Origin of the sequence: Streptomyces uncialis, from assembly GCF_001905345.1 — a bacterium.
Lineage (GTDB): Bacteria > Actinomycetota > Actinomycetes > Streptomycetales > Streptomycetaceae > Streptomyces > Streptomyces uncialis.
Genome location: NZ_LFBV01000001.1, coordinates 1,383,351 through 1,398,392, shown reverse-complemented (window position 1 = coordinate 1,398,392; position 15,042 = coordinate 1,383,351). Strand labels below are relative to the sequence as shown.

General features: G+C 71.7%; 14 protein-coding genes. 7 read left to right on the top strand and 7 right to left on the bottom strand.

Annotation, left to right across the window (positions count from 1 at the left end):
- Window positions 1-22: 22 nt before the first annotated feature.
- Genes AB852_RS06030 through fabG form a run of 6 tightly spaced genes read right to left on the bottom strand, consistent with a single transcriptional unit; the run spans window position 23 to window position 5,541 of the window.
- A complete protein-coding gene (locus AB852_RS06030) occupies window positions 23-1,132 on the bottom strand; it encodes a DegT/DnrJ/EryC1/StrS family aminotransferase (RefSeq protein WP_073784301.1) in 1,110 nt (369 codons plus the stop codon).
- A complete protein-coding gene (locus tag AB852_RS06025) occupies window positions 1,129-1,857 on the bottom strand; it encodes a class I SAM-dependent methyltransferase (protein ID WP_073784299.1) in 729 nt (242 codons plus the stop codon). Before AB852_RS06025 ends, AB852_RS06030 begins: the two co-directional genes overlap by 4 nt.
- Window positions 1,844-2,863 carry an NAD-dependent epimerase/dehydratase family protein gene (locus tag AB852_RS06020; protein WP_073784297.1) on the bottom strand — a complete coding sequence of 340 codons (1,020 nt, stop codon included), beginning with the start codon at window positions 2,861-2,863 and terminating at the stop codon, window positions 1,844-1,846. The genes AB852_RS06025 and AB852_RS06020 overlap by 14 nt, the downstream gene beginning before the upstream one ends.
- The gene (locus AB852_RS06015) at window positions 2,860-3,816 is read right to left on the bottom strand and encodes a putative sugar O-methyltransferase (RefSeq protein WP_073784295.1); all 957 of its coding nucleotides are present in this window, start codon (window positions 3,814-3,816) and stop codon (window positions 2,860-2,862) included. The genes AB852_RS06020 and AB852_RS06015 overlap by 4 nt, the downstream gene beginning before the upstream one ends.
- Window positions 3,817-3,869: 53 nt before the next feature.
- Complete coding sequence (gene rfbA, locus AB852_RS06010; RefSeq protein WP_073784293.1) at window positions 3,870-4,739, bottom strand: glucose-1-phosphate thymidylyltransferase RfbA; 870 nt, start codon at window positions 4,737-4,739, stop codon at window positions 3,870-3,872.
- Between the two features lie 16 nt (window positions 4,740-4,755).
- Window positions 4,756-5,541 (bottom strand): 3-oxoacyl-ACP reductase FabG, encoded by a 786-nt coding sequence (gene fabG, locus AB852_RS06005; protein ID WP_073784291.1) that lies wholly within the window; start codon window positions 5,539-5,541, stop codon window positions 4,756-4,758.
- 234 nt (window positions 5,542-5,775) lie between these two features.
- On the opposite strand from fabG, the gene AB852_RS06000 reads away from it, so the two are divergent.
- Both AB852_RS06000 and AB852_RS05995 read left to right on the top strand, forming a co-directional pair.
- On the top strand, window positions 5,776-6,045 hold the full coding sequence (locus AB852_RS06000; protein ID WP_073784289.1) for an acyl carrier protein: 270 nt from the start codon (window positions 5,776-5,778) through the stop codon (window positions 6,043-6,045).
- Between the two features lie 162 nt (window positions 6,046-6,207).
- The gene (locus AB852_RS05995; protein ID WP_073784287.1) at window positions 6,208-7,995 is read left to right on the top strand and encodes an FAD-dependent monooxygenase; all 1,788 of its coding nucleotides are present in this window, start codon (window positions 6,208-6,210) and stop codon (window positions 7,993-7,995) included.
- 377 nt (window positions 7,996-8,372) lie between these two features.
- Here the strand turns inward: AB852_RS05995 and hemG are convergent, their stop codons facing one another.
- Window positions 8,373-9,836 carry a protoporphyrinogen oxidase gene (hemG, locus tag AB852_RS05990; protein WP_073784285.1) on the bottom strand — a complete coding sequence of 488 codons (1,464 nt, stop codon included), beginning with the start codon at window positions 9,834-9,836 and terminating at the stop codon, window positions 8,373-8,375.
- A gap of 557 nt (window positions 9,837-10,393) precedes the next feature.
- On the opposite strand from hemG, the gene AB852_RS05985 reads away from it, so the two are divergent.
- The 5 genes from AB852_RS05985 (at window position 10,394) to AB852_RS05965 (ending at window position 15,037) form a co-directional block, all read left to right on the top strand.
- Window positions 10,394-11,110 carry a gamma-glutamyl-gamma-aminobutyrate hydrolase family protein gene (locus AB852_RS05985; RefSeq protein WP_245876616.1) on the top strand — a complete coding sequence of 239 codons (717 nt, stop codon included), beginning with the start codon at window positions 10,394-10,396 and terminating at the stop codon, window positions 11,108-11,110.
- 110 nt (window positions 11,111-11,220) lie between these two features.
- Entirely contained in the window at window positions 11,221-11,676 is a 456-nt protein-coding gene (locus AB852_RS05980; protein ID WP_073784281.1) for a carboxymuconolactone decarboxylase family protein, read from the top strand.
- A gap of 80 nt (window positions 11,677-11,756) precedes the next feature.
- On the top strand, window positions 11,757-12,410 hold the full coding sequence (locus tag AB852_RS05975; protein WP_073784279.1) for a sulfotransferase family protein: 654 nt from the start codon (window positions 11,757-11,759) through the stop codon (window positions 12,408-12,410).
- A gap of 150 nt (window positions 12,411-12,560) precedes the next feature.
- Window positions 12,561-13,832 (top strand): beta-ketoacyl-[acyl-carrier-protein] synthase family protein, encoded by a 1,272-nt coding sequence (locus AB852_RS05970; RefSeq protein WP_073784277.1) that lies wholly within the window; start codon window positions 12,561-12,563, stop codon window positions 13,830-13,832.
- The gene (locus tag AB852_RS05965; RefSeq protein WP_073784275.1) at window positions 13,829-15,037 is read left to right on the top strand and encodes a ketosynthase chain-length factor; all 1,209 of its coding nucleotides are present in this window, start codon (window positions 13,829-13,831) and stop codon (window positions 15,035-15,037) included. Before AB852_RS05970 ends, AB852_RS05965 begins: the two co-directional genes overlap by 4 nt.
- Window positions 15,038-15,042: the final 5 nt, after the last annotated feature.

The following is a 15,042-nucleotide window of genomic DNA, read 5'->3' as shown; positions in this document are numbered from 1 at the left end:
TCTCCCTTGGGGCTCGAACCGCTCACAGCGTGCTGAGGACTTCCCGGAGCGCGCCGATCGTCTTCTCCTGGAGACCGATCGGGAGCGAGGGGTACATGGGCAGCGAGAAGATCTCCCCGGCGAGCTTCTCGGTGACCGGGAAGTCGCCCTTCCCGTAGCCCAGATGCGCGAAGCCGACCATCGTGTGCACGGGCCAGGGGTAGCTGATGTTCAGCTCGACGCCATGGGCCCGCATCCGCTCGATGATGTCGTCGCGCCGGGGGTGGCGCACCACGTAGACGTAGTAGACGTGGTCGTTGCCCGCGGTCACCCGGGGCAGCTCCAGTCCGGTGTCCGCGAGGCCGTCCGCGTAGCGCTGGGCGACGGCGCGCCGGTCGGCGACATAGGTGTCGAGGCGGCCCAGTTTGCGGCGCAGGATCTCGGCGTGCACCTCGTCGAGACGGCTGTTGTGGGCGGGGGTCCGCACCACGTAGTAGCGCTCCTCCATGCCGTAGTACCGCAGCCGCCGGAGGTTCTCCGCCGCCTCGGCGTCCGCGGTGATCGTGGCGCCGCCGTCGCCGTAGGCCCCGAGGACCTTGGTCGGGTAGAAGGAGAAGGCCGCGGCGTCGCTCATCGTCCCGGCGAGCGCGCCGTGGTGGCGCGCGCCGTGCGCCTGGGCGCAGTCCTCCAGGACCCGCAGACCGTGCCGGTCGGCGATCTCCCGCAGCGGGCGCATGTCGACGCACTGGCCGTAGAGATGGACCGGCAGCAGGGCGCGGGTCCGCGCGGTGACGGCCGCCTCGACCCGCGCGGTGTCCATCAGGTAGTCCTCGGCGCGGACGTCGACGAAGACGGGCCTGGCGCCCACCGAGTCGATGGCGACGATCGTCGGCGCGGCCGTGTTCGACACGGTGATCACCTCGTCGCCGGGCCCGATGCCGAGCGCCTGGAGACCGAGCTTGATCGCGTTGGTGCCGTTGTCCACGCCGACGCAGTGCGCGATGCCGTGGTACGCGGCGAACTCCTCCTCGAAGCCGCGCACACTGTCGCCCATCACGAGCCGGCCGGAGCGGAACACCGTCCCCACCGCGTCGAGGACGTCCTCGCGCTCCTTCTCGTACTCGGCCAGGTAGTCCCACACCCGAATGGTCACGGCTGCTCCCCCCGCACGACGCCGACGAAGATCCCCCGGCCGCCCTGGACGTCCTCGACGTAGCTCACCTCGAAGCCCGCCGCGGCGAAGGCGGACTCGTACTCGTCGCGGCGGAACAGCTTGTGCTCGTAGCGCTCCGAGAAGTGCCGCACCCCGTGCTCGCGGTCAGCCACCAGGAAGTGCACGTCCATGGCCGAGGCGGCGTCGCCGGTACCCACGGTGTGGGAGAGCCGGGCGATGGTCCGGCGGCCGGTCTCCACCACGTCGCCGGAGACATAGCCGTCGATGAACCTCTCCAGGAACCACCACGGTTCGACCAGGACGACACCACCCGGGGTGAGATGCCGTGCGAAGCACTCCAGCGTGCCGCGCAGTTCGTCCTCGTCGCGGGTGTGGCCGACCGAGCCGAAGAGCGAGACGACCGCGTCGAACCGGCCTTCGAGGGCGAAGTCCCGCATGTCACCGAGGTGCAGGGGCACCCCGGGCAGCTTGGGGCGCGCGGCGGTCAGCATGTCAGCGGACAGCTCCAGGCCCTCGACCCGGTCGAAGAGCCGCGCGAAGTGCTCCAGATGCCCGCCCGCCCCGCACCCGACGTCGAGCAGCGAGGCCGCTCCCGGCCGGTGGCGGCGGATCACCTCGGTGACGTACTCGGCCTCCGAGCCGTAGTCCTTGCCCCGGCTGCTGTTCAGGTCGTCGTGGATCTCGGCGACTTCACCTCCGTACACTGGGCTCCCTCCCTGTGGTCGCGGCCTCGTCGAGCAAGGCGGTCACGGTGCGGTCCACGGCGTCCCGCAGTCCGGTGCGCGCACTCCATCCCGACGCGAGCCGGAAGGGTGCGGGGTCGATGGTCGTGCTCAGGAAATCGATGACCGGCGCGTTCGCGGGCGGCTCCACCGATGTCACCGGGACCGGTGGCCGTCCGGTGTGCGCGGCGACGGACTCCGCCACCGTCCGGAAGACCGTGCCCAGCGGGTCCTGGCGGCCGGTGCCCACCAGCCAGTGCCGTCCGGCGAGCGCGTCGGGCCGGCGCATCGCGGCCAGGAACGCCCCGGCCGCGTCCTCGACGGGGACCAGGTCGCGCAGCACCGTCCCGTCGTGCCACATGGTCAGCGGCTCACCGGCCAGCGCGCGGCGGATCATCGTGGACACCACGCCCTGGTCGGGCACCGCCGACAGGGGGCTGCGGCCGAAGACCGTCGGCAGCCGCAGGCTCACCCCGCGCAGCACGCCCTCGGCGGACGCGGCCAGCAGCATCCGCTCGGCCGCCAGCTTCTGCCGGTCGTAGACCGTCTCGGGGCGGTCGGGCTCGCTGCCGTCCATGGGGTGCTCCGGCGGCAGGCCGACCTGGGAGGTCGTCGCGGCGAACACCACCACCGGGGGCGGGCCCGCGGCGGTCCGGCCGCCCATGACCCGCACGATCCCGCGCATCACCCCGACGTTGATCGGCTCGCTCTGCGGGTTCCCCTCGGCGTCGCGCCAGCCGCCGCTGTGCTTGCTCAGATGGAGGACGACATCCGCGTCCGCGACCGCCGCGGCGAGGCTCGTGGCGTCGGTGAGGTCCGCGGTGCGCACCTCGACATCGGCCGTCGTCCGCGCGGGCACGGGGCTGGGCCGCCGGGCCACGGCCCGCAGCCGGACCGGGAGGTCCGCGAGGAGGGCGGTGAGCACGGAGCCCAGATAGCCGGAGGCTCCGAGCACGGTCACCAGGGGCCGGTCCCCGGCGCCCGTCACAGGGCGGCTCCCGCGGACTTCCCGCCCGTCCCTGCGTTCCCGGCCGTTCCGCCCTTGCGGTACAGGGCCTGCCAGTAGAAGCTCCACGGCGCGGCCCACGCGTCGGCGGCGCTGCTCCAGCCGTCCCCCGGCCGGTAGGCGTCCAGGAAGCCGGGGACGGCGTCCCGCACCGCGCGGCTGTCGTGGACGTCCAGGACCTGCCGGAGCAGACCGGTCTCCATCGCCGCGGGCAGCAGTTCGTCCTCGCCCTCGGGGCGGCCGTCCAGGGTGCGGTCGAGGTACTTGCCGACCGGGTTCTTGGTGTAGAACGCGGCGCAGCACCGGTCGATCAGCGCGAGGTAGTTGCCCGCCGTCTCCGGGAACATCTCCGCGAGGGAGTCGATGTTGATGCTGAGGTCGAAACGGCGCGAGGCGAGCGCGTCGTCGACCTCGTCCACGGTGACGAAGTCGATCCTCGCGAACCGCTCGTCGTCCAGGACCGTCCGCAGGTACCGCTTGCTGAGTTCCATGGTGGTCGGCAGGTCCACGATGCAGTACGTCGCGATGTCGTGGTTGGACAGCAGGGTGTGGCAGGTCCGTCCGTAACCGGCGCCGATCTCCAGGACGGCGGCGCCCCGCAGCTCCACCCGCTCCTCGATGAAGCCCAGTTCGAGGGTGGCCTGGAGATAGTCGAGACAGATGTCCTCGCCGTCCCACCGCACCGCGTGCGGATTGCCCACGTCACGGTTGCGGGTCCGGCGCAGCCGGTCCCAGTCGGCGGGGGAAAGACCCGTCGCCATGTTGTGGACCATCGTCTTCAGATACCGGACGCCGTTCGACCCCGGGTCCCAGAGCGATATCTTGTGGTTCGGCCGCTCGGATTTGAAGTCGGTCAGGTCCACGGCCGCCTCTGCGGTGACCCAGTCCCTGCTGATCCGTTCCCACTGCCGGCTGGCCTGATAAGTGTGTGGCATCGTCTTCTTCCCTCGCCGTTGGAATGCGGTGGTAACGAGGTGGTGGCCGGCCCTCAACCGGTTTCGGCGATCGCCATGATGTACCGGCCGTAGGGAGACTTCGAAAGCCGGCTGCCGAGGCGGTAACAGGCCTCCCGGTCGATGTATCCCATACGCCAGGCGATTTCTTCGAGGCACGCGATGCGCACGCCCTGTCTGCGCTGGAGGACCTGCACGTACTGCCCGGCTTCCATCAGGGCGTCATGCGTTCCGGTGTCCAGCCAGGCGAATCCCCGGCCCAGCGATATCAGCTTGGCGTCCCCGCGTTCCAGATAGGCGCGGTTGACGTCGGTTATCTCCAGCTCGCCGCGCTCGGAGGGCCGCAGCCGCCCGGCGATGTCCACCACGTCGTTGTCGTAGAAGTAGAGCCCGGTGATCGCCAGATTGGTCCGCGGGCTGGTCGGCTTCTCCTCGATCGCCACGAGGTTGCCCCGCTCGTCCAGCTCACCGACCCCGTAACGCTCCGGGTCACGTACCGGGTGACCGAACAGGACACAGCCCTCGATGCTGCGCGCGGCCTCCTGGAGGAGGGCCGCGAACCCGGCGCCGTGGAACACGTTGTCGCCCAGCGCGAGGGCGACGGAGTCGTCCCCGATGTGGTCGGCGGAGACCAGGAACGCGTCCGCGAGACCCCGCGGCTTGTCCTGCTCCGCGTAGCTCAGCTGGATGCCGAGCGACGAGCCGTCGCCCAGCAGCCGCCGGAACGCCGCCAGATCGTCCGGGGACGACACGATCTGGATCTCGGTGATGCCCGCCAGCATCAGCACCGACAGCGGGTAGTAGATCATCGGCTTGTCGTAGACCGGGAGCAGCTGCTTGGAGACCCCGAGTGTGATCGGGTGCACCCGCGTGCCGTAGCCGCCGGCCAGGACGATTCCCTTCACCGCGGGACCTCCGGGCTCAGTAGTTGCCGAGGCCGCCGCAGACGTTGACCGCCTGCGCCGTCATCGGGGCGGCCGCGTCGCTGGTCAGATAGCCGACGAGACCGGCCACCTCCTCGGGCGTGGAGTAGCGGCCGAGCGGGATCTTCGCCTGGAAACGTTCGAGGATCGCGTCCTGCGTCGTCTCGAAGTGGGCGGCGTAGCCCTCGCGCACCCGCTGCGCCATCGGGGTCTCGACATAGCCGGGACACACCGCGTTGACGGTGACCCCCGTCTTCGCGAGCTCCAGACCGAGCGCCTTCGTGAAGCCGATGACGCCGTGCTTGGAGGCGGAGTAGGGGGCGCCGAGCACCACGCCCTGCTTGCCCCCGGTCGACGCGATGTTGATGATCCGGCCCCAGCCGCGCTCCAGCAGCTTCCCCGACCTGAGCACCTCGCGGGTCACCCGGAAGACGCTGTTCAGATTGGTGTCGATGACGTCGTCCCACAGCTCGTCGTCGATGTCCTTGGTGACGCCGCCGCCGTTGCGTCCGGCGTTGTTCACCAGGACGTCGATGTGCCCGTACCGCTCCACGGCGGTGGCCACGAGCCGCCGGACGTCCTCCGGACGCCGCACGTCCGCGGCGCAGCCGTCGGCGCGGTGGCCGTTCGACCGGAGCTTGCCGACCGTCTCCGCGACGGCGTCGGCGTTCCGCGAGCAGATGAATACCGTGAGCCCGCGCTCCGCGAGGATCTCGGCGACCGCGAGGCCTATTCCGCTCGTAGCGCCGGTGATCAGTGCTACCTGCTCTCCGTTTTCCGCCATCCCAACCCCTTCGTGGATACGGTGTTCCGGCAGCGTCGCGGCGATTCCCATAATCTCGGTCGAGCGCCGGTGGACCGCTCCGGTTCGACCACGCCGATTCTTCAGTTGAACGTTCAGCGCCACACTCCGAGGAAATACGGAAGTTGCGGCCCGGTGACGCGCCCGCTTAACGTCGGGCTCCGCCGTCACCCTGCGATCCACCGACCGGCAGGGTCCCGAGGGGAAGGAGCCTCCATGGCATCCGGCGAATTCACCGTCAGCGACCTCAGGCGCATCCTGCACGAGGCCGCCGGCGAAAGTGACGGGGCCGATGTCGGCGCCGGCACCCTGGACACGGATTTCACCGAGCTCGGTTACGACTCACTGGCCCGGCTCGAAACCGGCAGCCGTATCGAGCGGGAATTCGGGATCAAGCTGGAGGACACGGCACTGCTCGAAGCGCAGACCCCGAGGGTCCTCATCGCGGCGGTCAACACCCAGCTCACCGTGGCCGGGGCGTCGTAGCACCGCCGCAGGGCCACCGTACGGCGTCCGCCGTTCCCCGAACCGGGTACTCCGTTTACCGAACCGGGTCCGGAAAGGGCGCCGGTGGGCCGTGGGGACAGCCCGCATTTCCATACGCGGAAACATTCCGGAAGTTCGCAGCACACATGTGGAAGGAAGGATATGGGAGCAATCGAGGTCCCAGTTCTGATCGTGGGCGGCGGGGGATGCGGCCTGTCGGCCTCCAACTTCTTGTCCGACCACGGCGTCGCCCATCTGCTGGTGGAGCGGCACACGGACACCTCGCGGATACCGAAGGCGCACTACCTCAACCAGCGCACGATGGGGATCTACCGCCAGCACGGACTCGACGGCCCGATGACCGAACAGGGCGCGTCGCTGGAGGAGTTCGGGCAGGTGCGCTGGCTGACCTCGCTCGCCGGGGACGGTCCGCTGGACGCGCGGGTGGTCCACGAGATGGACGCCTTCGGCGGCGGCGCGCTGCGCGAGACGTACGCGGCGGCCGGTCCGGTCCTGCCCGTCAAGCTGCCGCAGGTCCGGCTGGAGCCGATCCTGCGGCGGTCCGCGGAGCGGCGCAATCCCGGCCGGGTCCTCTTCGGCCATGAGATGACCTCGTTCTCCGACGAGGGCGACCATGTCGTCGCCGAGGTCCGCGAGACCGCGACCGGGGAGATCACCACCGTCAAGGCGCGGTACGTCATCGCGGCCGACGGCGGACGCGGCATCGGGGCCGCCCTCGGGGTGCGGATGCAGGGCCGCCCCGGACTCCTCGACGTGAAGACCGCGTACTTCTCCGCGGATCTGTCACCGTGGTGGCACGAGGGCACCCTCATCACCCACTTTCTCAACCCCTATCACCCGGACCTCTCCGGCAACCTCATCGAGATGGGCCCGACCTGGGGCAAGCACTGCGAGGAATGGGTCCTCCACTTCCACCCGGGCGACGCGGCGAGCTTCGACGAGGAGGAGGTCGCCCCGAAGATCCGTGAGGTCCTCGGTCTGCCCGACCTGGAACTGACCCTGCTCCATGTGACCAACTGGAACGTGGAGGCGCTGCTGGCGGAGCGCTACCGGGTCGGCCGGGTGATCCTCGCCGGTGACGCCGCGCACCGTCAGCCGCCGACCGTCGGGCTCGGTCTGAACTCCGGTATCCAGGACGCGCACAACCTCGCCTGGAAACTGGCCGCGGTGCTCTCCGGCCGCGCGGACGACAGCCTCCTCGACACCTATGAGGCGGAGCGGCGGCCCGTGTGCCGGCTCAACGTCGACTGGGCGGTGTCCGCGTCCCTCCACCACCAGGCGATCATGAACGCCATCGGTCTGGGCCAGCGCATCCCGCTGGAGCGCCGGGAGCAGATGTTCACCGCGTACTTCGAGGACTCCCCGATGGGCGAGCTCGCGCGGACCCGGGCACGGGAGATGTTCGTGACGCACCGCGGCGGCTGCCAGGCGCACGACCTGGAGATCGGCTTCGCCTACGAGGACGGCGCGGTCGTCCCCGACGGCAGCGGACCGCCGACCCGAGCGCCCATGCGCGACGAGCACCACCCCACCACCCGCCCCGGGCACGTGCTGCCGCACGCCTGGCTGGAGCGCGACGGACAGCGGCTGTCGACGCACGACCTGACCGGCAGCGCGACCGGCTTCGCACTGCTCACCGGACCGGCCGGGAGCGCGTGGTGCGAGGCGGCCGCGCAGGTCGCGGAGAAGTTCTCCGTCCCGATCGTCACCGCCCGGATCGGGGACGGCGGCCAGTACACGGACGCGGACGGCAGGTGGGCGGCCGTCCGGCAGACGACCGACGAGGGCGCCGTGCTGGTACGGCCCGACAACCATGTGGCGTGGCGCAGCGCGGACGCGGTCGACAACCCGGTCGATGTGCTGACCCACGCGGTCGCCCATGTGCTGGAGCACCAGACGGCCGCGTCCCTGGTCCCCCAGGAGGCATGAGCGGACGGACAAGGCGCCCGCCCGGGTCCGGCGACAACCGGCCCCGGACGGGCGCCGCCGCGCGTCGGGCGGGGGAGCGGGGGTCGTTGGGCGGTGGGGGCCGGTCGCCGGACGTCGGGCGTCACGCGTCGGTCGCCGGGGGTCGGGCGTCACGCGTCGGGCGATACGCGTCGGACACCGTCTGCCGCGCGTGCCCGTGCCTCGCGAACCCCGAACCCCGAACCGCCACCCCGCACGGCGAACCCCGGACCCCGGACCCCGGACCCCCCGCCACCGCACCCGCACCCGCCACCCGCACCCACGAACCGTGCCCATACCGCGAGGGCCCGTCCGTCCCCCGGAGTTCCAGGGGTCGGACGGGCCCTCGCTCGCGTGCCCTACGAACCGGCGGCGGCCCGCTTGCGCAGTACCGCGGCCACCTGGCGGGCGGCCTTGCGGGCGCTGGCGACGCAGTTGCCGACGCCCACCCCCTCGTACGCGGCGCCGCACACCGCGAGACCGGGCAGCTCCGCCACGGAAGCCTGGATACGGGCCACCCGGGCGAGATGTCCGACGGTGTACTGCGGCAGCCCGTCGACCCAGCGGTTCACCCGGGTCGCCACCGGTGCCGCGGCCGTCCCGGTGGCCTCGGCGAACTCCGCGACCGCCACCGCGACGAGGTCGGCGTCGTCACGCATCAGTACGTCGTCCTCGCCGACCCGGCCGAGCGTGCAGCGCACCAGGTCCACCTCGTCCGACATGTGCGGCCACTTCACCGTCGAGAAGGTGACCGCCTTGACCAGTTTCCCGTCCACCGCGGGCACCCGGTAGCCGCAGCAGCCCTGGGCGGCGATGGCGGCGGGCAGCGAGCCGCGCGGATAGGCGAGCGTGATGACCGTCCTGCTGGTGTACGGGATCTCCGCGAGACCGGCGACCGCCGCCGCGGCCCCCGGGGTCCCGGCCAGCAGCTTGCCGGCGGGACCGGCCGGCACCGCGACGATGACGGCGTCCGCGTCGATGTACTCCGGATCGGCCGAGGACCCCACGGTCAGCCGCCAGCCGCGTTCGGTGCGCGCCAGTTCGCTCACCGCCGCCCCGGTCCGCACCGACGATCCCGGTCCCGAGTCGCGTACGGCGTCCGCGAGCACCGGGGGCAGCGTGCCGAGCCCGCCCGCGATGGTGGCGATACCGGGCGGGCGCTCCTCCCCCGGCGGGGGCGGCGGCGGGATCAGCGAACCGGCCGCGGCGGCGAACGAGTCGTGGGTACGGGACGCGTTGGCCAGCGGGGCCAGCATCGCCTCGAACGACAGGTCCTCCGAGCGGCCGGAGCACACCTCGCTGAGGAACGGGTCGACAAGGCGGTCCACGACCTCCTGGCCGAACCGCTCCGCGACGAACGACGCGACGGACACGTCCCCGTCCCGTGGCGACGCGGGCCGCTTCACGTCCTCCCGGGCGCGGGCCACCCCGGCGTCGGACAGCAGGCCGGAGGCGGCCAGCTCGTCCAGGTCGGAGGGCACCCCCATGAACTGGCCGACGGGCAGCGGCCGCAGCCCGCCCCTGGTCCAGATGGAGGTCGTGACGGCACTGGCCGTCACGACCTGTTCGCCGAGCCCCGCGTCCGCGATCAGCCCGGTGGTCTTGGGGCGGTAGATGTACAGCCCTTCCGCGCCCTCGTCGACGGCGGCGCCCGCCACCTCCGAGACGGCCAGCTTGCCGCCGAGCGTGGACGACCCCTCCAGGACCGTCACCCGCACCGGCTCGTCCCGGAGGAAGAACGCCGCCGCCAGCCCCGCGATCCCGCCCCCGACGACGACCACATGCGGCGCCTCGCCTGCCCCATCACGTCCGCTGTCCGCCATTCCACCCGCTCCTTCGTCGATACGGTGTCGCAGCAGTGTGGTCGGCGCGCCGATATTCTCGGTCGAGCGGGAGTCGACCCGGTATCCGACCGGCCCGCCGCGGCAGGCCGGAGGACCCCGGGAAAACCGGTCCGTACCCGCGCGCACCTCCGCACCCGCGGTATATCCGGGTGCCCAGGTCCCGCCCGGACCCCGTCCCGTCGCCGCCCCGGCCGACACCCCTTCCACACCTCCGTGACCGGGGTACGGCCGGGGTACGGCCGGGGTACGGCCGGGGTACGGCCGGGGTACGAAGGCCCCCGCACCGCCCTGTTCCGTCTGCGCGCGATCCCCGGTTGAACACCGGTGGCGGCGGTTCATTTCCTACGTTGCGGGCCGTCGGAGCGCCGTTCTACTCTCGGCCCGTAGCCGGGAATTCAGCAGCGCGGACGAATTTCCCTTTCACGCGGATCGCCGCGGACGGCGTGTTCCGAGGAATTCACACGGGAATGACGAGGGTGGCCATGAACTCGGCGTCGAACGGTTCGCAAAGCGCGCGGAAGTCCTCCGGACGGCCCGTGATCGGAATATGCGCACGACGGGCGCCGGTCGTCCTGCAAGGGCTCGATCTCACCGTCAGTCTCGTCATCCAGCCGCATGTGGACCTGCTCGCCGCGGCGGGCTGCACACCCGTGGTGGTCCCGCTGGTACCCGGTGCGGAGCACCTCGTGGACCGGCTCGACGGACTGCTCGTACCCGGTGGCCCGGATGTGGACCCCTCGCTGTACGGGCAGAGCGCGCACCCCATGACCCGGGCCGTCGGCCCGGCGATGGACACCGCCGAACTGGCCCTGCTGGACGGGGCGTACCGGGCCGGACTGCCGGTCCTCGCCGTCTGCCGGGGTATGCAACTGCTCAATGTGCACCGCGGCGGCACGCTGCACCAGCATCTGCCGGAGGTCACCGGCGACGACGGCCACTGCCCGGCCACCGGCACGCACACCTTCGGCCGGCAGCGTCTTGAGGTACGGCCCGGCAGCCGGATCGCGGAGGTCTACGACGGTGATCCGCCCGACGCCGCCTGCCATCACCACCAGGCCGTCGACCGGCTCGGCACGGGTCTGACCGCCACCGCCTGGGCGCCGGACGGCGTGGTCGAGGCGGTGGAGGCGACCGACCGGCCGTTCGTGGTCGGTGTGCAGTGGGAGGCCGGGCAGATCGCGGACGAGCGACTGCACCGGGCACTCGCCGAAGCGGCCAGGAGCACGTCCCCCCGGACCGCCCTCGCGCGGTGAGCCCGGCCCCCCTCCCGGCCGTGCACTCCCGGGAAGCGCCCAGGAAGCGCCCGGGGACCGCTCGCGGGCCGCTGCGAAAAGGACCACCCCCGACCCCAGGAGACGAAGCGATGTCAGCACGGATGACCAACCCCTCGCTGGTCGTTCCCGGCGCCCTGCAACCCCTGCTCGACCTGACGAAGGTCCTCAGCACCAACGGTGTGCCGCAGCTGACGCTCGACCTCATCCGGCTGCGGGTCAGCCAGGTCAACGGCCGCCCCATCCACGTCCCCGCGCACCTCGGCGAGGGTGACGCGAGGAAGCCGACGGACGAGCGGCTGCTGAGGGTCGCCGAGTGGCGCCACGCGCCCTGCTACAGCGACGCCGAGCGCGCCGCGCTGGCGCTGGCCGGGGGCGCCAGCAGGCTCAGCGAGGAGGGGGACCCGGTGCCGGACGACGTCTGGGAGGAGGCCGCCCGGCACTACGACGAGCGCGGACTCGGCGTACTGATGATGCAGATCGGCCTGGTCAACCTCTGGAACTGCGTCAACGTCACCACCCGGCAGGTCCCGGCGGACTACAGCTGAGCCCCGCGCGCCCTGTCCACCCACCGTGCGACCGACATCCCGTGCGACCGACATCCCGTGCGACCGAAAGAGAGTTCGCCTTGCTGAAGCTCATCAACGCCGGCCTGGGCCGGACCGGTACGACATCACTCCAAGTGGCCCTGGAACGCCTCGGGTTCGGGGAATGCTTCCATATGTTCGACATCGTCGGCAGCGAAGAGCGGCTGGCGCAGTGGGAGCGGATCGTCTGCGACGGGAAGCCCGCCGACTGGAAAGCGGTGTTCGACGGCTACACGTCCGCCGTGGACGGTCCCTGCGCCCTCTACTACCCGCAGATGCGGGAGACCTTCCCCGACGCGAAGGTCATGCTCACCGTCCGCGACGCGGAGGGCTGGTACCGCAGCACGCACGACACGCTGTACCAGTTCGCGGTGCGGGGCGCGGCGAACCCCCCGGAGGCCGGTTCGCGGCAGGCCCGGATGGGACGGCTGACCAACGCCCTGGTCTGGAACGGGCTCTTCGAAGGCCGCTTCTCCGACAAGGAGTTCGCCATCGAGGTCTACCACCGGCACAACCAGCGGGTCATCGACACCGTCGGGCGCGACAACCTGCTGGTCTGGGACGTGAAACAGGGCTGGGAGCCGCTCTGCGACTTCCTGGGGGTGGCGCCGCCGCCGGGCGAGGACTTCCCGCACGTCAACGACACCGAGTCGATGCTCAAGGTGATCCGCGGGATGAGCGGCAAGGCGGGCTGAGCTCCGTCCGGTGTCGAGTGGCCCTCCAGAGGACGACCGCAGGCTCGAAGTGGAACGTGGCCGGGCCGCGGACCAGGGAGGTCTGTGCCGAACACGAAGGCAGGAGTCGAGAAGCATGCGGGTTGCGAGGTCCAGAGTGGCGGTGTCGCGATGAGCGGCCGGAGGGTTGTGATCACCGGGCTCGGGGTCGTGGCGCCCGGTGGGACGGGTACCAAGGCGTTCTGGCAGACGATCACCTCGGGGCGCACGGCGACCCGGCGGATCACCGCGTTCGACGCGGCGGCCTTCCGGTCGCGGATCGCCGCCGAGGTCGACTTCGACCCGGTGCAGTCCGGGCTGTCGCACCGCGAGATACGGCGGCTGGACCGGGCCGCCCAGTTCGCCCTGGTCGGCGCCCGGGAGTCGGTCACCGACAGCGGCCTGGAGCCGGGCCGGTTCGACCCCACCCGGGTGGGCGTCAGTCTCGGCACCGCGACCGGTGCCACCTGCAAGCTGGAGTCGGAGTACCTGGTCCTCAGCGACAGCGGCCGGCGGTGGTCCCTCGACCACACCTACGCCGACCCGCATCTGTACGACCACTACATGCCGGGTTCCATGGCCGCCGAGCTGGCCCGGGAGGTCAACGCCCAGGGCCCGGTCACCGTGGTCTCGGCCGGGTGCACCTCGGGCCTCGACGCCGTGGGCCACGCGGCCGACCTGATCAGGGAGGGTTCCGCCGATGTGATGCTGGCCGGCGGCACCGACGCCCCCATCTCCCCCATCACCGTGGCGTGCTTCGACGCGATCAAGGCGACCTCGCCGAACAACGGGGAGGCGGCCACCGCGCTGCGCCCCTTCGACCGCACCCGCAACGGCTTCGTCCTCGGCGAGGGCGCCGCGGTGCTGGTCCTCGAATCCGAGGAGCACGCCCGCGCCCGGGACGCCCGGATCTACGCGGAGATCACCGGGTACGCCTCACGCACCAACGCCTACCACATGACCGGACTGAAGCCCGACGGCGCCGAGATGGCCGCCGCCATCAGCGCGGCACTCGCCGAGAGCGGGCTGCCCGCCGAGGCCATCGACTACGTCAGCGCGCACGGCACGGCCACCAAGCAGAACGACCGGCACGAGACCGCCGCGCTGAAGCGGGCACTCGGCCCGCACGCCTACGCCACCCCGGTCAGCTCCATCAAGTCCATGATCGGGCACTCGCTCGGCGCCATCGGCTCCATCGAGATCGCCGCGTGCGCGCTCGCAATCGACCAGGGCCTCATCCCGCCCACGGCAAACCTCCACGAGCCGGACCCGGAACTCGACCTCGACTATGTGCCGCTCCACGCCCGCGAACTGCGCGTGGACGCCGTCCTCAACGTCGGCAGCGGCTTCGGCGGCTTCCAGAGCGCCATGGTCCTCGCCCGTCCCGGCAGGAGCTCGAAATGACGACGACCGCCATCACGGGAATCGGTGTCGTGGCGCCGAACGGCCTCGGCACGGAGGAGTTCTGGTCGGCGACGCTGCGCGGTGAGTCGGGCATCGGCGCCGTCCAGCGCTTCGACGTGAGCGGCTACCCGACCCGGCTGGGCGGCGAGCTCACCGGCTTCGACCCCGCCGACCACCTCCCCAGCCGCCTCATCCCGCAGACCGACCGGATGACCCAGATCGCCCTCGCCGCCTCCGACTGGGCGTTCGCGGACGCCCGGCTGGAACCCGGCACCTACGACAGCACCGACATGGGCGTGACGACGGCCGGGGCGTTCGGCGGTTTCGAGTACGGCCAGCGGGAGCTCGACAAACTCTGGACCGAGGGCCCCGAGCACGTCAGCGTGTATATGTCCTTCGCCTGGTTCTACGCCGTCAACACCGGCCAGATCTCCATCAGGCACTCGCTGCGCGGCCCCGCCGGTGTCGTCGTCAGCGACCAGGCGGGCGGGCTCGACTCCGTGGCCCAGGCCCGGCGCAACATCCGCAAGGGCGCCCGGCTCGTCGTCTCCGGGGGCGTCGACAGCTCGTTCTGCCCGTACGGCTGGGTGTCGCGCATGAGCGGCGGGGGCCTGAGCACCGGAGACGACCCGCGGACCGCCTACCTCCCCTTCGACGTACGCGCCCAGGGACACGTCCCCGGTGAGGGCGGCGCCATCCTCGTCACGGAGGACGCGGGGGCCGCCCGCGCCCGCGGCGCCCGGGTCTACGGCGAGATCGCGGGATACGGCGCGACGTTCGACGCCGCCGCCCGGCACGGCGGTGAACCGGGGGTGCGGCGCGCCGTCGAGACGGCGCTCGCGGACGCCGGGATCGGCGCCTGCGACATCGGTGTCGTCTTCGCCGACGGCTCGGGCACCCCGGAGGCCGACCAGGTCGAGGCCGAGGCCATCGAGGCCGTGTTCGGTCCGGGCGGGGTGCCGGTCACCGCGCCCAAGACGATGACCGGCCGGATGAGCTCCGGCGGCGCCCCGGCCGACCTGGCGTGCGCCCTGCTGGCGATGCGCGACGGGCTGATCCCGCCGACGGTCAATGTGCGCACGGTCGCCGCCGGTTCCCGGCTCGATCTGGTCCTGGACGAGCCCCGGCCCTGGCAGCCGGGCCCGGCACTGGTGATCGCCCGTGGCCGGGGCGGCTTCAACTCCGCGATGGTGCTGCGCCCGTAGCCGTC